Source organism: Streptomyces sp. NPDC006368 (genome assembly GCF_040612535.1).
Lineage (GTDB): Bacteria > Actinomycetota > Actinomycetes > Streptomycetales > Streptomycetaceae > Streptomyces.
Genome location: NZ_JBEXQK010000002.1, coordinates 328,852 through 347,722, shown reverse-complemented (window position 1 = coordinate 347,722; position 18,871 = coordinate 328,852). Strand labels below are relative to the sequence as shown.

General features: G+C 70.5%; 18 protein-coding genes, 2 tRNA genes and 1 pseudogene. 15 read left to right on the top strand and 6 right to left on the bottom strand.

Annotated elements, in window-relative coordinates:
* Positions 1–56: 56 nt before the first annotated feature.
* From recF to ABZZ38_RS03425, 8 genes are all read left to right on the top strand, one after another.
* Positions 57–1,178, top strand: a complete 1,122-nt coding sequence (gene recF / locus ABZZ38_RS03460) for a DNA replication/repair protein RecF (protein WP_356735212.1) — start codon at positions 57–59, stop codon at positions 1,176–1,178.
* Positions 1,175–1,726, top strand: coding sequence for a DciA family protein (locus ABZZ38_RS03455; RefSeq protein WP_356735210.1), 552 nt, complete (start codon positions 1,175–1,177; stop codon positions 1,724–1,726). The genes recF and ABZZ38_RS03455 overlap by 4 nt, the downstream gene beginning before the upstream one ends.
* 546 nt (positions 1,727–2,272) lie before the next feature.
* Positions 2,273–4,345 carry a DNA topoisomerase (ATP-hydrolyzing) subunit B gene (gyrB, locus tag ABZZ38_RS03450; RefSeq protein ID WP_356735208.1) on the top strand — a complete coding sequence of 691 codons (2,073 nt, stop codon included), beginning with the start codon at positions 2,273–2,275 and terminating at the stop codon, positions 4,343–4,345.
* 41 nt (positions 4,346–4,386) lie between these two features.
* Positions 4,387–7,020, top strand: a complete 2,634-nt coding sequence (gene gyrA / locus ABZZ38_RS03445) for a DNA gyrase subunit A (RefSeq protein WP_356735207.1) — start codon at positions 4,387–4,389, stop codon at positions 7,018–7,020.
* Positions 7,021–7,107: 87 nt separating this feature from the next.
* Positions 7,108–7,659, top strand: coding sequence for a DUF3566 domain-containing protein (locus ABZZ38_RS03440; protein ID WP_356735205.1), 552 nt, complete (start codon positions 7,108–7,110; stop codon positions 7,657–7,659).
* 82 nt (positions 7,660–7,741) lie between these two features.
* Positions 7,742–7,815: transfer RNA gene (locus ABZZ38_RS03435), tRNA-Ile, on the top strand.
* A 171-nt stretch (positions 7,816–7,986) separates the two neighbouring features.
* Positions 7,987–8,121, top strand: a complete 135-nt coding sequence (locus ABZZ38_RS03430) for a DLW-39 family protein (protein WP_251415102.1) — start codon at positions 7,987–7,989, stop codon at positions 8,119–8,121.
* A 197-nt stretch (positions 8,122–8,318) separates the two neighbouring features.
* Positions 8,319–9,620 (top strand): hypothetical protein, encoded by a 1,302-nt coding sequence (locus ABZZ38_RS03425; protein WP_356735203.1) that lies wholly within the window; start codon positions 8,319–8,321, stop codon positions 9,618–9,620.
* Positions 9,621–9,628: 8 nt separating this feature from the next.
* Here the strand turns inward: ABZZ38_RS03425 and ABZZ38_RS03420 are convergent, their stop codons facing one another.
* Both ABZZ38_RS03420 and ABZZ38_RS03415 read right to left on the bottom strand, forming a co-directional pair.
* The gene (locus ABZZ38_RS03420; RefSeq protein ID WP_356735201.1) at positions 9,629–10,975 is read right to left on the bottom strand and encodes a serine/threonine-protein kinase; all 1,347 of its coding nucleotides are present in this window, start codon (positions 10,973–10,975) and stop codon (positions 9,629–9,631) included.
* Positions 10,976–11,005: 30 nt separating this feature from the next.
* On the bottom strand, positions 11,006–11,554 hold the full coding sequence (locus ABZZ38_RS03415; protein WP_356735199.1) for a DNA-binding protein: 549 nt from the start codon (positions 11,552–11,554) through the stop codon (positions 11,006–11,008).
* A gap of 150 nt (positions 11,555–11,704) precedes the next feature.
* Between ABZZ38_RS03415 and ABZZ38_RS03410 the strand changes: the two genes are divergently transcribed.
* A tRNA-Ala gene (locus ABZZ38_RS03410) sits at positions 11,705–11,777 on the top strand.
* A 156-nt stretch (positions 11,778–11,933) separates the two neighbouring features.
* Positions 11,934–12,014, top strand: a pseudogene (locus tag ABZZ38_RS03405) (DNA-binding protein); the annotation flags it as partial.
* A 143-nt stretch (positions 12,015–12,157) separates the two neighbouring features.
* On the opposite strand, the gene ABZZ38_RS03400 reads toward ABZZ38_RS03405, so the two are convergent.
* Complete coding sequence (locus ABZZ38_RS03400; protein WP_356735197.1) at positions 12,158–12,742, bottom strand: XRE family transcriptional regulator; 585 nt, start codon at positions 12,740–12,742, stop codon at positions 12,158–12,160.
* A gap of 122 nt (positions 12,743–12,864) precedes the next feature.
* Between ABZZ38_RS03400 and ABZZ38_RS03395 the strand changes: the two genes are divergently transcribed.
* From ABZZ38_RS03395 to ABZZ38_RS03385, 3 genes are read left to right on the top strand one after another with little or no spacing between them, the layout of a single operon-like run.
* Complete coding sequence (locus ABZZ38_RS03395; protein ID WP_356735195.1) at positions 12,865–13,701, top strand: EamA family transporter; 837 nt, start codon at positions 12,865–12,867, stop codon at positions 13,699–13,701.
* Between the two features lie 37 nt (positions 13,702–13,738).
* Positions 13,739–14,386 (top strand): FMN-binding negative transcriptional regulator, encoded by a 648-nt coding sequence (locus tag ABZZ38_RS03390; protein ID WP_356735193.1) that lies wholly within the window; start codon positions 13,739–13,741, stop codon positions 14,384–14,386.
* A 43-nt stretch (positions 14,387–14,429) separates the two neighbouring features.
* A complete protein-coding gene (locus ABZZ38_RS03385; protein ID WP_356735191.1) occupies positions 14,430–15,137 on the top strand; it encodes a phenylalanine--tRNA ligase beta subunit-related protein in 708 nt (235 codons plus the stop codon).
* Positions 15,138–15,392: 255 nt separating this feature from the next.
* Here ABZZ38_RS03385 and ABZZ38_RS03380 read toward each other — a convergent pair whose 3' ends face one another.
* Positions 15,393–15,917, bottom strand: coding sequence for a GNAT family N-acetyltransferase (locus ABZZ38_RS03380; RefSeq protein ID WP_356735189.1), 525 nt, complete (start codon positions 15,915–15,917; stop codon positions 15,393–15,395).
* Positions 15,918–16,029: 112 nt separating this feature from the next.
* On the bottom strand, positions 16,030–16,650 hold the full coding sequence (locus ABZZ38_RS03375) for a malonic semialdehyde reductase (protein ID WP_356735187.1): 621 nt from the start codon (positions 16,648–16,650) through the stop codon (positions 16,030–16,032).
* A 389-nt stretch (positions 16,651–17,039) separates the two neighbouring features.
* On the opposite strand from ABZZ38_RS03375, the gene ABZZ38_RS03370 reads away from it, so the two are divergent.
* Positions 17,040–17,387, top strand: a complete 348-nt coding sequence (locus ABZZ38_RS03370; protein WP_356735186.1) for a DUF6344 domain-containing protein — start codon at positions 17,040–17,042, stop codon at positions 17,385–17,387.
* 17 nt (positions 17,388–17,404) lie between these two features.
* Here the strand turns inward: ABZZ38_RS03370 and ABZZ38_RS03365 are convergent, their stop codons facing one another.
* Entirely contained in the window at positions 17,405–18,088 is a 684-nt protein-coding gene (locus ABZZ38_RS03365; RefSeq protein ID WP_356735184.1) for a DUF5324 family protein, read from the bottom strand.
* 187 nt (positions 18,089–18,275) lie between these two features.
* On the opposite strand from ABZZ38_RS03365, the gene ABZZ38_RS03360 reads away from it, so the two are divergent.
* Positions 18,276–18,809 carry a peptidylprolyl isomerase gene (locus ABZZ38_RS03360; protein ID WP_356735182.1) on the top strand — a complete coding sequence of 178 codons (534 nt, stop codon included), beginning with the start codon at positions 18,276–18,278 and terminating at the stop codon, positions 18,807–18,809.
* Positions 18,810–18,871 lie beyond the last annotated feature (62 nt).

Here is an 18,871-nt window from a genome sequence, read left to right as displayed (position 1 = left end):
CAGGCTGTGCACCGCCCGGCGGCGCACGGCATGCCGGGGGAAGGTCGGCGCACACCATGCACGTCACGCATCTGTCGCTGGCCGACTTCCGCTCGTACGCCCGGGTCGAGGTCCCGCTCGATCCGGGCGTCGGCGTCTTCGTCGGCGCGAACGGTCAGGGCAAGACCAATCTCGTCGAGGCCGTCGGCTATCTGGCGACGCTCGGGAGCCACCGGGTCTCGTCCGATGCGCCGCTCGTCCGGATGGGCGCCGAGCGGGCCATCATCCGGGCGGCCGTCACGCAGGGCGAGCGGTCCCAGCTCGTCGAGCTGGAGCTCAATCCCGGGCGGGCGAACCGGGCCCGCGTCAACCGGTCGTCGCAGGTCAGGCCGCGCGATGTGCTCGGCATCGTACGGACCGTCCTCTTCGCGCCGGAGGACCTGGCACTGGTCAAGGGCGATCCCGGTGAGCGGCGCCGCTTCCTCGACGAGCTGATCACCGCCCGTTCGCCGCGGATGGCGGGTGTGCGGTCGGACTACGAACGGGTCCTCAAGCAGCGCAACACCCTTCTGAAGTCGGCGGCGATGGCCCGGCGGCACGGCGGGCGCTCGATGGACCTGTCCACGCTCGACGTGTGGGACCAGCATCTGGCCCGCACGGGAGCGGAGCTGCTGGCGCAGCGGCTGGACCTCATCGCGACGATGCAGCCGCTGGCGGACAAGGCGTACGAACAGCTGGCGCCCGGGGGCGGGCCGGTGTCGCTGGAGTACCGCGGGCCGGTCGGCGCGGACGTGCACGGGCGTGAGGCGCTGTACGAGGCGCTGCTCGGCGCGCTGGCCGACGTGCGCAAGCAGGAGATCGAGCGGGGCGTCACCCTCGTCGGGCCGCACCGTGACGACCTGGTACTCAAACTTGGCGAGCTGCCCGCGAAGGGGTACGCCAGCCACGGCGAGTCCTGGTCGTACGCGCTGGCGCTGCGGCTGGCCTCCTACGACCTGCTGCGCGCCGAGGGCAATGAGCCGGTGCTCGTCCTCGACGACGTCTTCGCCGAGCTGGACACGCGACGGCGGGAGCGGCTGGCGGAGCTCGTCGCGCCGGGCGAGCAGGTACTGGTGACGGCCGCGGTCGACGACGATGTGCCGGGCGTCCTGGCGGGCGCGCGGTACGCGGTGGCCGACGGGGCGGTGGAACGGCTGTGACGACCGACCGTGGGCCGGAGCGGGTACCGGTGCAGGTGCCCGAGCCGTCGGGTGTCGACCTGGCGCGGGTCGCGCTGCGCGCGGCTAAGGAACAGGCGAGGGCGCGGGGCGCCGCGGCGCAGCAGAAGAAGCAGGCCCGCCGGGGTGGCGGGCTCCGCTCCGGGGCGCGGGCGGACGGGCGGGACCCGCTGCCACTGGGCGCCGCGATCAACCGGCTGATCACCGAACGCGGGTGGGAGACGCCGGCGGCGGTCGGCGGTGTGATGGGCCGGTGGCCGCAGATCGTGGGTGAGGACCTGGCGAAGCACTGCGTGCCGCTGCGGTACGACGAGGACCCGGAGGAACGGGTCCTCACCGTGCAGTGCGACTCCACCGCGTGGGCCACACAGCTGCGGCTGCTGGCGCCGCGGCTGGTCGCGCGGCTGAACGAGGACCTGGGCCATGGGACGGTGCGGGTGATCAAGGTCTTGGGGCCGGGCGGGCCGCGGCGAGGGTACGGGCCGTTGCGGGCGCCGGGGAGTACGGGGCCGGGGGACACGTACGGCTGAGGTGGGCGCGGGCCGTTTGCCTCCCCGCCCGTCCCCGTCCCCGCCCGTCCCGTCCCGTCCCCGTCCTCTTCCCGGGACCGGCGATCCGGCCTCGCACCCCTGCCTCCGCCCGTCGGGCGGTGCTGTGACGCGCATGTCTCCGCCGGGGCGCCGGTTCGGCTTCGCCCCTCCCCCACGGCCTGTCCGCTGCACGAAGCCGCCGCGTGCCGATCGCGAGCTCCCGGGCGCCCGGCGCCCGGCCCGGAACCCGGCCCGGAACCCGGCCATGGGCCTCGCTCAGGGGCCTCGGTCACGGGGTCGAGTGAGGTGGCCGTCACCATTGCTGGAGGTTGACAGGTCGAAGCGCTGAGTGGCGGCGTGAGCCTCCTGGAGCCCCTTCCCGGATATGGGGAGTCGGTCGGCGCCGGTTCAGGGCGGCACATGCGTACTCAGGTACCGGCAAACCCCCATGAGTGTCAGCGCCACCGGTACACTGGTAAGTAATCCCGCCCACTGCGGAACATGTCGAACGATGCAGCCGCTCCCGGATGCCCGGAGAGACGGCTTGTGCTGTGCCAGAAAGGGCGCTTCGTGGCCGATTCCGGCAACCCCAACGAGAACATTCCGTCCACAGCTGCCGGGGAGAACGGCGAGGTCACCTCGTTGTACGACGCCAGCGCGATCACCGTCCTCGAGGGTCTGGACGCGGTCCGCAAGCGGCCCGGCATGTACATCGGCTCCACCGGTGAGCGTGGACTTCACCACCTGGTGCAGGAGGTCGTCGACAACTCCGTCGACGAGGCCATGGCCGGGCATGCGGACACCATCGACGTGACCATCCTCGCGGACGGTGGCGTCAAGGTCGTGGACAACGGGCGAGGCATCCCCGTTGACATGCACCCCATCGAGAAGAAGCCCGCCGTGGAGGTCGTGCTGACCGTCCTGCACGCGGGCGGCAAGTTCGGCGGTGGCGGCTACGCCGTCTCCGGCGGTCTGCACGGTGTCGGTGTGTCCGTCGTCAACGCGCTGTCCTCGCGGCTCTCCGTCGAGATCAAGCGCGACGGCCACCGCTGGACCCAGGACTACAAGCTCGGTGTGCCCACCGCGCCGCTCGCCCGGCACGAGGCGGTCGAGGACTCGGGTACGGCGGTGACCTTCTGGGCGGACCCGGACGTCTTCGAGACGACCGAATACTCCTTCGAGACGCTCTCGCGCCGCTTCCAGGAGATGGCCTTCCTCAACAAGGGCCTGCGCATCTCGCTGACGGACGAGCGCGAGTCGGCGAAGGCCACGATGAACGCCGACGACCCCGACGCCGCGGAGACGGCGGAGGAGCAGCCGGCGAGGACCGTCTCGTACCACTACGAAGGCGGCATCGTCGACTTCGTCAAGTACCTCAACTCGCGCAAGGGCGAGCTCATCCACCCCACGGTCATCTCGGTCGACGCCGAGGACAAGGAGCGGATGCTCGCGGTCGAGATCGCGATGCAGTGGAACTCGCAGTACACCGAGGGCGTGTACTCCTTCGCGAACACCATCCACACGCATGAGGGCGGTACGCACGAAGAGGGCTTCCGCGCCGCGCTGACCGGTCTCGTCAACCGCTACGCGCGCGAGAAGAAGCTGCTGCGCGAGAAGGACGACAACCTCACCGGCGAGGACATCCGCGAGGGTCTGACGGCGATCATCTCCGTCAAGCTGGGCGAGCCGCAGTTCGAGGGCCAGACCAAGACCAAGCTGGGCAACACGGAGGCGAAGACCTTCGTGCAGAAGGTCGTGCACGAGCACCTCAACGACTGGTTCGACCGCAACCCCAACGAGGCCACGGACATCATCCGTAAGTCGATCCAGGCGGCCACCGCCCGGGTCGCGGCCCGCAAGGCGCGTGACCTGACCCGCCGCAAGGGGCTGCTGGAGAGCGCTTCCCTCCCCGGCAAGCTGTCGGACTGCCAGTCGAACGACCCGACCAAGTGCGAGATCTTCATCGTCGAGGGTGACTCCGCCGGCGGCTCGGCGAAGTCCGGCCGAAACCCGATGTACCAGGCCATCCTGCCCATCCGCGGCAAGATCCTGAACGTCGAGAAGGCGCGGATCGACAAGATCCTCCAGAACACCGAGGTCCAGGCCCTGATCTCGGCCTTCGGTACCGGTGTCCACGAGGACTTCGACATCGAGAAGCTCCGCTATCACAAGATCATCCTCATGGCGGACGCCGACGTCGACGGCCAGCACATCAACACCCTGCTGCTGACCTTCCTCTTCCGCTTCATGCGGCCGCTGGTCGAGGCCGGGCACGTCTACCTCTCCCGCCCGCCGCTGTACAAGATCAAGTGGGGCCGGGACGACTTCGAGTACGCGTACTCGGACCGTGAGCGCGACGCGCTCGTCGAGCTCGGGAAGCAGAACGGCAAGCGCATCCGCGAGGACTCCATCCAGCGCTTCAAGGGTCTCGGCGAGATGAACGCCGAGGAGCTGCGCATCACCACCATGGACCAGGACCACCGGGTGCTCGGCCAGGTCACCCTGGACGACGCGGCCCAGGCCGACGACCTGTTCTCGGTGCTGATGGGTGAGGACGTCGAAGCGCGGCGCTCGTTCATCCAGCGCAACGCCAAGGACGTCCGCTTCCTCGACATCTGAGTCGGTCTCAGCTGACCGTACGAAAGGACTGAAGACCAGCAATGGCCGACGAGAACACCCCTGCCGCTGTGACGCCCGAAGAGGAGCCCACCGTCCCCGGTGTGGGCCTCCGTGTCGAGCCCGTCGGGCTCGAGACCGAGATGCAGCGCTCCTACCTCGACTACGCGATGTCCGTCATCGTGTCGCGAGCCCTGCCCGACGTGCGGGACGGTCTCAAGCCCGTCCACCGCCGCGTGCTGTACGCGATGTACGACGGCGGCTACCGGCCCGAGAAGGGCTTCTACAAGTGCGCCCGCGTCGTCGGTGACGTCATGGGTACGTACCACCCGCACGGCGACACCTCGATCTACGACGCCCTGGTCCGCCTGGCCCAGCCGTGGTCGATGCGGATGCCGCTGGTGGACTCCAACGGCAACTTCGGTTCCCCGGGCAACGACCCGGCCGCCGCCATGCGGTACACCGAGTGCAAGATGATGCCGCTGTCCATGGAGATGCTCCGGGACATCGACGAGGAGACCGTCGACTTCCAGGACAACTACGACGGCCGGAACCAGGAGCCGACGGTCCTGCCGGCGCGCTTCCCCAACCTGCTGGTCAACGGCTCGGCCGGTATCGCGGTCGGCATGGCGACCAACATCCCGCCGCACAACCTCCGCGAGGTCGCGTCCGGTGCCCAGTGGGCTCTGGAGCACCCCGAAGCCACGCACGAGGAGCTCCTCGACGCGCTCATCGAGCGGATCAAGGGCCCGGACTTCCCCTCCGGCGCGCTGGTCGTGGGCCGCAAGGGCATCGAGGAGGCGTACCGCACCGGCCGCGGCTCCATCACGATGCGCGCGGTCGTCGAGGTCGAGGAGATCCAGAACCGCCAGTGCCTGGTGGTCACCGAGCTCCCGTACCAGGTCAACCCGGACAACCTCGCCCAGAAGATCGCCGACCTCGTGAAGGACGGCAAGATCGGCGGGATCGCGGACGTACGGGACGAGACCAGCTCCCGTACGGGACAGCGGCTCGTCATCGTGCTCAAGCGGGACGCGGTCGCCAAGGTCGTCCTCAACAACCTCTACAAGCACACCGACCTCCAGACGAACTTCGGCGCCAACATGCTGGCGCTCGTCGACGGTGTGCCGCGCACGCTCTCGCTCGACGCGTTCATCCGCCACTGGGTGACGCACCAGATCGAGGTCATCGTCCGGCGTACGAGGTTCCGCCTGCGCAAGGCGGAGGAGCGGGCGCACATCCTGCGCGGCCTGCTCAAGGCGCTGGACGCGATCGACGAGGTCATCGCGCTCATCCGGCGCAGCGACACCGTCGAGGTCGCGCGCGAGGGCCTGATGGGGCTGCTGGAGATCGACGAGATCCAGGCCAACGCCATCCTCGAGATGCAGCTGCGCCGGCTCGCCGCCCTGGAGCGCCAGAAGATCGTCGCCGAGCACGACGAGCTCCAGGCGAAGATCAACGAGTACAACCAGATCCTGGCGTCCGAGTCGCGCCAGCGCCAGATCGTCAGCGAGGAGCTGGCCGCGCTCGTCGAGAAGTTCGGCGACGACCGCCGCTCCAAGCTGGTGCCCTTCGACGGCGACATGTCCATGGAGGACCTGATCGCCGAGGAGGACATCGTCGTCACGATCACGCGTGGCGGCTATGTGAAGCGGACGAAGACGGACGACTACCGCTCGCAGAAGCGCGGCGGCAAGGGCGTGCGCGGCACGAAGCTCAAGGAAGACGACATCGTCGACCACTTCTTCGTCTCCACCACGCACCACTGGTTGTTGTTCTTCACCAACAAGGGCCGGGTGTACCGCGCCAAGGCGTACGAACTGCCGGACGCCGGCCGGGACGCGCGCGGTCAGCACGTCGCCAATCTGCTGGCCTTCCAGCCGGACGAGCAGATCGCCGAGATCCTCGCGATCCGTGACTACGAGGCGGCGCCCTACCTGGTCCTCGCCACCAAGGCCGGTCTCGTCAAGAAGACGCCGCTGAAGGACTACGACTCCCCGCGCTCCGGCGGTGTCATCGCCATCAACCTCCGGGAGAAGGAGGACGGCGGCGACGACGAGTTGATCGGCGCGGAGCTGGTGTCGGCGGAGGACGATCTGCTGCTGATCTCCAGGAAGGCGCAGTCCATCCGGTTCACCGCGACGGACGACGCCCTGCGCCCGATGGGGCGTGCCACCTCCGGTGTGAAGGGCATGAGTTTCCGCGAGGGCGACGAACTGCTCTCGATGAATGTGGTCCGGCCGGGTACGTTCGTGTTCACCGCGACGGACGGTGGGTACGCCAAGCGCACCGCCGTCGACGAATACCGCGTCCAGGGGCGTGGCGGTCTCGGCATCAAGGCTGCCAAGATCGTGGAGGACCGCGGTTCGCTCGTCGGCGCGCTGGTGGTGGAGGAGACGGACGAAATCCTCGCCATCACACTGTCCGGTGGTGTGATTCGTACGCGAGTCAATGAAGTCAGGGAGACGGGCCGTGACACCATGGGCGTCCAACTGATCAATCTGGGCAAGCGCGATGCCGTCGTCGGCATCGCTCGTAACGCCGAGGCGGGTCGCGAGGCCGAAGAGGTCGACGGGACCGAAGGAATCGAAGAAACCGAAGGTGCCGCCGAAGGCACCGAGGTGATGGCCGAGGCCGCCGGGGGTACGGAGCCGTCGGCCGGGGAGCATGAGGAGTAAAGCGTGAGTGGAGCCACGGGCGCCGGATCGGCCGCTTCCGGATCGAGCGGTGCCCGTGGCCCAGCCACGGACTCCCAGGGGGTTACGGTGACGACGTATGACAAGGGGGCGCTGCCCGGCGAGCGGTCCGCCGCCCCGCAGCAGGCGGCGCAGCCGTACCACCCGCCGCAGGCGTACGCCGCCCAGGGCGGCGGCACGGGCGGCTCCGGAGGTGGCACGGGTGGCGGCGCGATGCGCCGGCCCCGTACCGGGGTGCAGACGATGCCCCGTACGCGCAAGGCGAGACTGCGGGTGGCCAAGGCCGACCCGTGGTCGGTGATGAAGGTCAGTTTCCTGCTCTCCATCGCGCTGGGAATCTGCACGGTGGTGGCCGCGGCGGTGCTGTGGATGGTCATGGACGCGATGGGCGTCTTCTCGACCGTCGGCGGCACGATCAGCGAGGCCACCGGCTCCAACGAGAACAACGGCTTCGACCTGCAGGCCTTCCTGTCGCTGCCGCGCGTGCTGATCTTCACGTCGGTGATCGCGGTCATCGACGTGGTGCTGGCCACGGCGCTGGCGACGCTGGGCGCCTTCATCTACAACCTGTCCGCCGGCTTCGTGGGCGGGGTCGAGCTCACGCTCGCCGAGGACGAGTAGGTCCCTCGGGACCGCGGGTCCCGGCGATTTGGGAACTCGCCGCTCCGTGCGCTAATCTTCAGAGGTCAGCGCGCAGCGCGGAGGGGCTATAGCTCAGTTGGTTAGAGCGCATCCCTGATAAGGATGAGGCCACAGGTTCAAATCCTGTTAGCCCCACAGTGACGATCGGCCCGGACGGAGACACTCCGTCCGGGCCGATCGCTTTGGTGTACTTCGGCGCGCTTTGACGTCATTTTGTGGCGGACATAGGTCACCGAACGATATCGGCCGGTGTGTATAGTCGGGCGCCAGAAGGTCTCCTACGTCAACGAAAGACGAGGTCGCGCGGTGAAGAAGATTCTCCTGGTCGCACTGGCCGCCATCGGCGGGCTCCTCGTGTACCGCCAGATCCAGGCGGATCGCGCCGAGCAGGACCTGTGGACGGAGGCCACCGACTCCGTGCCCGCAGGTTCGGGTGTGTGAGACGACACGCAGTCCGCGTACGGGCCCCGGTCGCTGAAGCGGCCGGGGCTTCGTGCTGTTCACAGTCGCTTCGCACTCCTTTTGCATCAGTGAATATTGTGGTCGCATCTGCGAAGTCGTGAGGTTCGACGGGGTCCACGGACAGCGGGGCGACCGGCGGGGCAGGATGGTGCCCTGGTCGTACGCGTACGGAGGGGATGAGCGTGAAGAGGCGGTGGGGCACGGCCGGCCGGTGGGCGCGGGGCGGGACGGCGGCGATGTGCGTGATGGTGGCCCTGGCCGGGCAGGCGCGGGCGGCCGGTGCGTCCGCCGCGTACACCTTCGCCGAGGGCGCCGAGCAGGTGGACGGCGCGGCGAGCACCAGCGGCGCCCCCACGCTCGGCGCCGGGCGGACCTACCGGGACACCATCAGGACCGGCGAGAGGCTGACCTACCGCGTCGACCTGGACGCGGCCAGGAGCGCGTACGTCTCGGCCGTGGCCGTACCCCGGGCCGGCAGCCGGGTCACCTTCTCCGACGGCATCAAGGTCTCGCTGCAGGACCGGGACGGCTACGACTGCAGCTCCAACGAATCCCGTTTCGGCTCGGCCGAGTTCCCGCGTCCGCTGGCCGCCTACGCGCACCGGACGATCGAGAAGGACCGTACGTCGTGCCAGGAGGCGGGCCCGTACTACGTCGTCGTGGAGCGCTCCGACAAGGAGACCGCCGGCCCGGTGCCGTGGGACCTGGAGATCCGGCACGTGCTGGAGCCGAGGGTCAAGGCGACCGGCCCGACCGCCGCACCGACGAACTGGCCCAGCGCCTCCCCGCAGCCCGTCGCCGGGACGCCCCGGGCCCGCACGGGCGGCAGCGGCTTCTTCGACGCCACCGGCCTCGAACAGGGCGAGTGGACGGACACGATCGAACCCGGCCGGTCGCGGTTCTACCGGGTACCGGTGGACTGGGGGCAGCAGATCTTCGCCAGCGCCGACCTCGGCAGCTCGACGGGCGACGGCTTCGTCGGCGGCGCGCTCGCCGTCACGCTCTACAACCCGGTGCAGGGCGTGGTGAGCAGCACCGATTCCCTCTCGTACGACGGAAAGCAGAAGTCGGCCGCGCTCGACCCGCTGCCGCCGGTGCGCTATGAGAACCGTTTCGACTCCAGCGCGAAGTTCGAGGACACCCGCTTCGCGGGCTGGTACTACCTGCGGGTCAGCCTCAGCCCGGAGGTGGGCGCCAAGTTCGGGAAGAAGCCGTACGGGCTGACGCTGCGGATCTTCGTGCGGGGACAGGCCGGGCAGCCGCCCGCGTACGACGGCCCCGCCGGGATCTTCGCCGTCACGGAGGACGACAAGGAGCAGGCGGCCAGCGGGCAGAGCAGCTCCGAGGCGCACCGGAGCGACACGATGAGGATCGTGGCGGCGGCCGGGATCGGCACCGGGACCGTGCTGGTGGGCGGACTCGGGGTGTGGACGCTGCTGGCGCGGCGGCGCGCGACGTCGACGCCCAGCACCTGGTGACCGGGTGATCAGACCTGGGTGAGCGCCCAGATCCCGATCGCGAAACACACCAGAGCCACGAACAGCACCGGTACCGCCACCTTCACGGGCGGGCCCGGCCGCGACGGCGCGGCCTGCGGCTGCGGTTGCTGCCGCGTGGGGGGCGCCGGCTGGTACGGCGCGGGCACGGTGGGCGCCGTCGGCGGCGTGTGAGGCGTGGGAGACGTGAGGGCCGACGGTGTGTGGGCGGGCGCGGCGTACGCGGGCCGGGGGTACGCGGGTTGCGGCGGAGGGGCCAGGTGGAAACTGCCGGTCTCCGACGGGGCGGGCGGCGGCGGGGACGGCACGGGAGCGGGCAGGGGACCGGCGGTCTGCGCGGCTGCTCCCCCGGCCGACGGGGCCGACGGGGCCGACGGGGCGTGGGTGGCGGCCGATGTGGCCGGTGCCGCCGATGCGAACGTGTTCGCGGCGCGGTCCCGGTGCCGGTCCTCGCGGGGGACCGGGCCCTCGGGGCCGAAACCGTCCGGCAGCGGCCCGAGTTGGTCGAAGACCTCGACGGGCTCCTCGTCCCCGTCCGCCTCGGGCAGCATCTCGACCGCCGCCGACAGCGCCTTGCGCGCGCCCGTGGCCGTACGGAAACGGATCTGCGGATCCGGCTGCAACAGGCCCGCGAGCACCTGCCACAGCGGCTCCGGCACACCCTGCGGGGCGCCCGGCGTGCCGTGGGCCGTGAAGTACTCGACCAGGGCCTGGGAGTCGGGCTTCCGGCCCTGGAGCAGGTACAGCCCGACCAGCCCGACCGCGAACAGGTCCGCGGGGAAGTCCGGCTCCGCGCCCCTCAGCTGCTCGGGCGCGAAGTAACCGGGCGTCCCCACCACGTAGTTGGTCTCGGTCAGCCGGGGTTCGCCCTTGCGCATGGAGATGCCGAAGTCGGACAGGCGCAGGTGCGGTCGCCCGGTCCCGGTCGCCTCCAGCAGGATGTTGGCCGGCTTGATGTCGCGGTGCACGACCCCTTCCGCGTGCACCGCGGCCAGTCCGGACAGCAGCTGATCGAGCAGGGTGCACACGAAGCGCGGCGGCAACGGCCCGTAGTCCCCTATGACATGGGCCAGCGACCCCCCGCTCACCAGGTCCATGGTGAACAGCACCTTGTCGTCGTCCGCGGCCCAGCTGGCCGGGGCGAGGACGTGCGGGTGGTCGATGCGCAGCGCCTGCTCCCGTACGAAGCGCAGCAGGGTGTGCGCGTCGCTCTGCTGGAGCACCTTGGCCGCGACGTAGCGCCGGCGGCGGTGGTCCCAGGCCCGCCATACGGCACCCACACCACCTCGCCCGATCGGGTCGATCAGCTCGTACCGACCCGCGAAGACCTCACCCATCGCGTGCGCCCGCCCCGTCCTCGATACCGGTCAGCTCTGGTGCGACTCGTAGTGCGCGACCGCGTCCGCGGTGCGCCCGGCCCCGTACACCCGGAGGAACTCTGCCAGCTCCGGGTGCGTGGGGGCGAGCGAGTCGGCCGCGTCGATGATGTCGCCGGCCGCCGACACCGAGCGCAGCAGCGACTGGATCTCCCGCACCACGCGCTTCACGGTCGGCGCGCCCGAGCCGACGGTCGACTGGCTGGAGCCGGTGAGCACCGAACCGCCCTGCGACTTCTTGATCTCGTCCATCCGGTCGGTGGCCTCCGCCGCGCTCACGCTGCCGTCGGCGACCTGGCTCGCCAGTTCCTGGAGTGCCTGGACGCGCTGCACCACGGCCGGGTTGCCGATCTTGGCGCGCTGACCGCTCATCAGCTGGGAAAGCATCGGCGCGGACAGACCGAGCACCGCCGCGAGACGGGCCTGGTTGAGGCCCAGGTCGTCGATGAGCCGGCGGAAGAGCGCCCCCAACGGCTCCCCGTACCAACTGCGCTGGAGCTCTCTGGCTCTCGCGGTCGCTTCCTGCTGTGCTGCATCCATGTGCGTCTCCCCATCGCTGCGGTTCGCTCCTGCGAACCTCGTAGCATCTTACGGAGAGTGGTCGTCGCCGGGGAGTCCCAATCCTTTTGCGGGATACCCCCGGGGACCCGGTACTCTGGTCTGCGGCACAGGCCGCCCAGCGGCCGTCGCGGGGCCTTAGCTCAGTTGGTAGAGCGCTGTCTTTGCATGGCAGATGTCAGGGGTTCGACTCCCCTAGGCTCCACCCCTTGCACCCCTCTGACCTGCGGAAATGCAGTCAGGGGGGTGTTTTTTGTCCTGATTCCCCGTGCTGGCGTCTCAGCACGGTGTGCTGACACGAGCGCTCGGAGGCCCGCGTTCTTGGCCCTCAGCGCGTCTTGTGCTCCCCCGGCTGATCCCCCGTCCCGTCGTCATGCTGACCTCTGACATCGACGCCATGAGCAAGCTCTGCGGCGATCGGGCCCGGCTCGTCGCGGTCTGAGGAGGACGCGCACCCGGACGGAGCCACTGCCCCGGCCGGGAGCGGACCGGCAAGCAGTTCCAAGAGACACCGCCGCCGGCCCCCTGGAGTTCGTGCCCTGGGGTGCGATGGCACCACTGCGGCTTTGGCGTGCGCTGCGCGGGTCAGGTGGTGGAGCCGGGGCCGGGCGGCAGGTGGACGGTCATGATCAGGTGGCAGGTTTCCGTGCCGGCGCCGCGATAGGTGTGGGGGGCGTCGCCGTCGAAGGCGGCGGTCTGTCCGGCTTCGACGGGGTGCTCGGTGCCGTCGACGACGAGGGTCATCCGGCCGGCGGTGACGCTGACGGTCTCGACGACTCCGGCCTGGTGGGGGTGGCTGGGGTATTCCTCACCGGGCTGGAGTTTCCAGCGCCAGACCTCGACCGGGGCGGGGCCTGAGGTCGTCAGCATGAGCCGGGCCTCACTGCCCTCCGCCCCGGCCCACAGCGGCATCACGGCGTCGGCGGTCACGACGCGGACGCGCCCCTCGGCCGGTCCTTCCATCAGGGCGGAGACGGAGACGCCGAGGGTGTCGGCCAGCCGGACAAGGGTGGAGAAGTTGGGGTTGCCCTGGGCTTTCTCCAGTGCGACCAGGGCTCCCTTGCTGACTTTGGCTCGCCGTCCGAGTTCGTCCAGGGTCAGGCCCGCGCGGGTGCGAGCCGCTCTGACGTTGTGGGCGAGCGTCCGCAGGGCTGCCTCTGTCTCGGCCATCCGATCACCATCCTCACGAGTGGACCACTTCAATGCACCGTACGGTCGTTTTGTTGACACGCCTCGGTCAGTTCGTTGTACGGTTTAGTCGTTCCATTGCAAGAGTAAGGGATGTACGTGCCGTGATCGCTCTGCTGCTGGCCCTGGGCAGCTCCCTCGCCTACGGGTGCGCCGACTTCCTCGGCGGCCTCGGCGCCCGCAAGGCCCACGTCCTACGGACCGTGATGATCGCGGCTCCGGCCTCGCTCGCGGTCGAGCTGCTGCTGTGGCCCGTGCTCGGCGCCACGTTCAGCGCCGGCGCGATCGGATGGGGCGCCGCGTCCGGCGTCGCGTCGGCTGCCGCTTTCGCCCTGCTGTACCGGACGCTGGCGATCGGCCCGATGACCGTGCTCTCGCCGATCACCGCGCTGGTGTCCGCCGTGCTGCCGGCCGGCGTCGGTCTGCTGCAGGGCGAGCACCTCGGCCTCGCCGGCCTTCTGGGCCTGCCGCTCGCGTTGGTCGCCGTGGTGCTGGTCAGCGCTGGACACGGCACCGGATCGGCCCGCCCGTCGCGTACCGCGGTGCTGCTGGCCTTCGGCGCGGGCGCCGCGATCGCCCTCCAGTTGATCTTCCTGCACCAGGCGCCGTCCGACAGCGGGGTCGCCCCGCTGATCATCGGCCGGACGGTGTCCTCTGCCGTCACCCTGGTCGCGGCCGGGCTGATGTACCGCAAGCTGGGATCCGAACGCCCCGCGTACGCGATGTCGGCCGCCGCGGGCGTGCTGGACTCGGTGGCGAACCTGCTGTTCCTGCTCGCCGCCCGCAGCGGGGACCTCGCCGTCGTCGCCGTGATCACCGCTCTCTACCCGGCCGGCACAGTGCTGCTCGCCCGCAGCGTGCTTGCCGAACGCATCCACCGCGGCCAGCTTGTCGGCCTGGGCGCTGCCGCCGTCGCCGTCAGCCTCCTCGCCCTCACCTGACCCCCTCGCCACCTGCTGCACCGCAAGGAGCCCTGGCATGTTCATTCAGCCCTGGGACGCCGGCCTGGACGAAGCCGAATGGCAGACCTGGATCGCCGACGGCCACGACTTCGGCATCCTCAGCGTCAACGGCCTGCCCGGCCAGCCGCCCGTTACCGTCCCCACCCACTTCACCAGCGACCCCGGCCACCTCCTGATCCACCTCGCCCGCCCCAACCCCGCCTGGAAGGCGATCGAGCACGACCCGAACGTCCTGTTCACCGTCTTCGGTGACTACGCCTTCATCCCCGGCCCCTGGCGCGCCAAGCCCGGCACCCCGCCCACCGACGGCGTCCCCACCAGCTACTACACCGCCGTCCAGTTCACCTGCCGCGCCACGATCGTCGACGACCCCGAGGCCAAAGCCGAGCTGCTGCGCCGCCAGATGGCCCACTTCCAGCCCGCCGGCGACCACGCCCCCATCACCGTCGACCAGCCCCCCTACGGCCGGATGCTGCCCGGCATCCGCGGCCTGCGCCTGGAAGTCGCCGACGTACGGGCCAAGTTCAAGTACGACGACCACAAGGCCGTCGAACACCGCACCGCCGTTACCGACCACCTCACCGAACGTGCCCAGGGCCTCGACCTCTCCACCGCGGCCCAGCAGCGCCGCCGCCTGGGACGCATCGGTCCTTGGCAGGCCTGACCACCCGTCACCGCAGGCTCGCAGGAATGGAAAACCCCCTCCCATGACCGCCTTCCGCATCGCCCCCGCCGTAGCGGACGCCTTCCCCGACACCCTCATCGCCGTGGTCACCGCGACCGGCCTCGACGGACACGAGGCCTGGCCCGACACATCCGCTGCCCTGGAGGCGCTGGAGCAGCAGTTGGCCGCGGGCGCCTGGCAGCCCGCCGACGAGGCCGACCCCCGTATCGAGGCGTGGCACACCGCCTACCGATCCTTCGGCACCAACCCCCGCCGCGTCCGCCCCAGCGTCGACGCCCTCGGCCGCCGCCTCGCCAAGAAGGGCACACTGCCGCGGATCAACCCGGCCGTCGACTCCTACAACGCCGTCTCCGTCCGCCATGGCCTGCCCGCCGGAGCCTTCGACCTCGACCACGTCACCGGCCGCGTCGACATCCGCCACGCGGACGGCTCCGAGTCCTTCACCCCGCTCGGCGAGCCCGACACCGTCGAGAAGCCCAAGCCCGGCGAGATCGTCTACGCCGACACCACCGGGGTCCTCACCCGCCACTGGAACCACCGCGACGCCCACCGCACCCGCGTCACCGAAGACTCCACCCACGTCGCCTTCGTCCTCGAGACCCTCCAGGCCACCCGTGACGGCCACATCCTCAGGACCGCCGCGAACGAGTTGCACAACCTGTTGGTCGCGCACGTGGAGCGGATCACCGTGTCCTACATCAGCCCGGCACAGCCCACGGCCACCATCTGAAGCACCGCCACCGAGGCCGCGACGCGGCTACTCCCTCCCGCCGGATGGAGTTCGCATGAGCAGTATCGCGATCATGGTCGTACGCGGCCAGATGCCGGGGTGCAGGCAACCTTCCCGCGTGACGGTTTCGGGATTCGGCTCCCCCGGGCTCCACACCTCGCACCCCCTCCCGCTGCGGAAACGCAGGCGGGAGGGGGTGTTTTGGGGTAGGGGGCGCGGTCGCCGCGCACAGCCGCCGACGCGGCGGCGGGTCGATCAGAGGTCGATCCAGTAGCGCCGTTTGCGACCGATCAAGGTCTTTCGCACGTCCTCCAGCACCCCGCCGTTGCGCTCGATCGTGCGCGCGGAGGCGGGGTTGCCCGGGGAGCAGGTCACCAGCACCCGGTCCATCCCGCGCGTCCTCGCCTCGTGCAGGGCGGCACCGAGCGCCCAGGTCGCCAGGCCGCGCCGGCGGGCCGAGGGCCGGACGCTGTAGCCGATGTGGCCGCCCGCGTCCAGGAGGAAGGCGTTCAGCCAGTGCCGCAGATCGATGGCACCGAGATACGTGTCGCCCTCCGCGATCCACCAGTACGTCGTGTGGACCCGGCCCTCCTCGGGCGGGATCGTGTGGTCCTCGCACCGGCGCAGGCGCTCCACCCAGGCGGCGAAGCCCTCGGGGCTGTCCACGTCGTCGTCGGCGCCGAGACCGGCCCCCTCCATGTGCGCCCCGGGCTCCCACTCGGCGTACGCGGCGAGCCAGGAGTCGCGCAGCCGGACGGTGGGCGGGAGCAGCTCGGGCATGGTGGGGACGATAGCAGCCACCTCAGCGCCCCGGATGGCCGAAAAAGACGGATCCGCCCCCGCCCGCCCGGCGCCGCCCCCGCCCGGCGCCGCCCCCGCCCGGCCGGCTCCGTCAGACGCTCGTGAAGACCTCGTCGAACGCCAGGCGCGGCGCGCGCGGCCGGAAGGCGTCCGGGCCCGGGCGGCCGATGTTCGCCACGACCAGGGCGCGGTGCCGGCCGCCGGGGAAGAACTCGTCGGTGACGGCGCGGGCGTCGAAGCCCGACATGGGTCCCACGGCCAGGCCCGCGGCCCGTACACCGACGATGAAGTAGGCGATCTGGAGGGCGGCGTTCAGGACGGCCGCGTCGTGCCGCACCTGCTCGTCGGTGAAGAGGTTCCGTGCGTCGGGCACATGCGGGGCGACCCGGTGCAGCGTCTCGTGGAAGTGCAGGTCGGCGGCGAGGACGACGACGAGCGGGGCCTTGAGCGTCTTGGCCTGGTTGCCGGGCGCCATGTGGGCGACCAGCCGGGCGCGTGCCTCGTCGCTGCGGACCAGCACCCCGCGCAGCGGCTGGCTGTTCAGGGAGGTGGGGCCGTTTTTGACGAGCTCGTGGACGGCGGCGATCTGCGCGTCGGTCACCGGCTCGTCGGTGTACGTGTGCGCGGTGTGGGCCTCTTTGAAGAGGAGGTCCTGGACGTCGGCGGGGAGGACGACCAAGGTCGCGGGAGTGGTCGATGTCGTGGACGTCACGTGATCATCACCTCGGGTGGAGAGCCCCTCGACGGGCGAGGAGGCGGGTCGACCGCCGGAACCGGCGCCACTGACCCTGGACCATACCGAGGGGACACACCTGGACGTACGGGTGCATTCGTTCAACGCGGCGCGGAGTTGACGCGCTTCGCTCACTGCCGGCCCTCCCGCTCGCCCCGAGCCGGGTCCCACGGGACCGCGACGGGGCGAGGCAGGCCGCCGTGGCCGGTACGGGGGGTCGTTCCGGAGCGGGGCGCCACTTTTACTGGGCCGACCGGGTGGTGTTCATCGGAAGATCTGTCGGGCGGCTGCGTCGGTCCTCGCCCTCCCGAGATGCGTACACATCATGAGAAAGGTATGTAGATCGCTCAACCCGAAAGCGAGCAGCCATGGCCGCCGTCAAGGTCACGCACGTCCGCAGCGTCTGGACCGCCTTCGTCTGCCTTCTGACCGCGCTTCTCGCCGCCCTGGGCCTCCGGTGCGGCACCGGGACCGCGGCCGCCGCCGCGCCGGCACCGGTATCCACCCCGGAGGGAACCGCGGTGACCGCGACGGAGACGGCGACCGCGACGGCCCCGGCGCCCGTACGTGACCGGCGGTCCCTGCCGCCCACGATCAAGCAGCGCATCCACGCAGAGGCGCACGGATCGTCGCCCTCCGTGCGCCGTCTGCCCGCCGTCGCCGCCCCGGACGCTCCCGCCGGGCCGGCTCTCACCGACCTCGCGCTCGCCGCCTAGCGGTCCGACCCGCGGTCTTACGGACGGTCGTCGCGGTCCGTCGACTCGGCCTCGGCCTCGGCCTGCTTGGCCTCCACCTCCGGATCGAGCGTCGACCCACTGCCGTCGACCGAGGTCAGCGGGGTCCGCTCGGAGACCTCCGTGGGAGCCGGGGGCTCGACCAGCCAGTCCGGGTTGGCCTGCTTGTCCCACCACTTCCACGCGGCGAAGGCCGCACCGCCCAGTACGCCGACGACCGCGAGGCGCTTGACGAAACGCCCGGTCCTGGCCCGGCGACGGTGCTTCCTGACGATCCGCTGGATGTCCTGCGCGGACACCTGCCCGCGCAGCGCCGCCACAGCGGCAACCGAGCGGTTCATCGCTTCCTCCCGTACGGGCTGAGCGGCGGCGACCGCCTTCTCCACCCGCGGACCGGTGTACTCCGCCGCCTGGCGCGCGGCCTTGCGGGTCTGGACCATGGCACGCTGCGCGGCCTTGTCGAGCTTGGGCGGGACGTGCGGGGCGAGCATCGTGTCGTACTGGACGCGGGCCTGCTGCGCGGCGTTCGAAATCTTCGGCGCGACCCTCACACGCGCTTCATGCGCGTAGTGCACGGCCGTGTCCTTCGCCGTGCCGGCGTAGGGCGCCACCACTTCCGCGGCGTGTCGCACGCTGTCCTTCGCCGAACTGGTCGCGGCGCGCACGCTGTCCTTGCGGGTCACGAGATCCTCCTCCTCGGTGGCGGGGTCGCTATTCGCCTTTCCGTCCTTTTTGAAATCATGCCTGTCACTGTCGGGGTCGGCATGCGATACGGGCATCCGGGGGCATCAACGGCTCGCTTTCGTCCCCCGTCGGGCCGTGCGTGGGAGGATCACCCCTACGTCACAGCGGACTTACGGAAGGCACACCGTGGCCGAGCAGCTTTACGCCACCCTGAAGACCAGCATGGGAGACATCGAGCTCCGGCTCCTGCCCAACCACGCACCGAAGACGGTCAGGAACTTCGTGGAACTCGCCAAGGGCGAGCGCGAGTGGGTCCATCCCGCGACCGGCGTGAAGACCACGGACCCGTTGTACAACGGCACCGTCTTCCACCGCGTCATGAGCGGCTTCATGATCCAGGGCGGCGACCCGCTGGGCAACGGCACGGGCGGGCCGGGGTACGAGTTCGGCGACGAGTACCACCCGGAGCTCGCCTTCACCAGGCCGTACCTGCTGGCCATGGCGAACGCCGGCCCGGGCACCAACGGCTCGCAGTTCTTCATCACGGTCGGGGCGGCCACCTGGCTGACGGGCAAGCACACCATCTTCGGCGAGGTGGCCACGCAGGCGAGCACGCGGGTGGTGGACGCGATCGCCGCCATCCCGACCAACCCGCGTACGCACCGCCCGATCGACGATGTCGTCATCGAGTCCGTCGAGATCGAGACCCGCAAGTCCTGACCCGGGACGTCCGCCCGATCGGGACCCGGTCCCGGCAGGGAACCTTTCCGCCCCGCCCGTCC

Excerpts from the sequence above, each read along its gene's own strand:
- ABZZ38_RS03385 (WP_356735191.1), top strand. The coding sequence starts at position 14,430 with ATGACCGCCTTCCGCATCGCCCCCGCCGTAGCGGACGCCTTCCCCGAC.
- ABZZ38_RS03380 (WP_356735189.1), bottom strand. The coding sequence starts at position 15,917 with ATGCCCGAGCTGCTCCCGCCCACCGTCCGGCTGCGCGACTCCTGGCTC.
- ABZZ38_RS03370 (WP_356735186.1), top strand. The coding sequence starts at position 17,040 with ATGGCCGCCGTCAAGGTCACGCACGTCCGCAGCGTCTGGACCGCCTTC.
- recF (WP_356735212.1), top strand. The coding sequence starts at position 57 with ATGCACGTCACGCATCTGTCGCTGGCCGACTTCCGCTCGTACGCCCGG.
- ABZZ38_RS03420 (WP_356735201.1), bottom strand. The coding sequence starts at position 10,975 with ATGGGTGAGGTCTTCGCGGGTCGGTACGAGCTGATCGACCCGATCGGG.
- ABZZ38_RS03415 (WP_356735199.1), bottom strand. The coding sequence starts at position 11,554 with ATGGATGCAGCACAGCAGGAAGCGACCGCGAGAGCCAGAGAGCTCCAG.
- gyrA (WP_356735207.1), top strand. The coding sequence starts at position 4,387 with ATGGCCGACGAGAACACCCCTGCCGCTGTGACGCCCGAAGAGGAGCCC.
- ABZZ38_RS03400 (WP_356735197.1), bottom strand. The coding sequence starts at position 12,742 with ATGGCCGAGACAGAGGCAGCCCTGCGGACGCTCGCCCACAACGTCAGA.
- ABZZ38_RS03390 (WP_356735193.1), top strand. The coding sequence starts at position 13,739 with ATGTTCATTCAGCCCTGGGACGCCGGCCTGGACGAAGCCGAATGGCAG.
- ABZZ38_RS03425 (WP_356735203.1), top strand. The coding sequence starts at position 8,319 with ATGAGCGTGAAGAGGCGGTGGGGCACGGCCGGCCGGTGGGCGCGGGGC.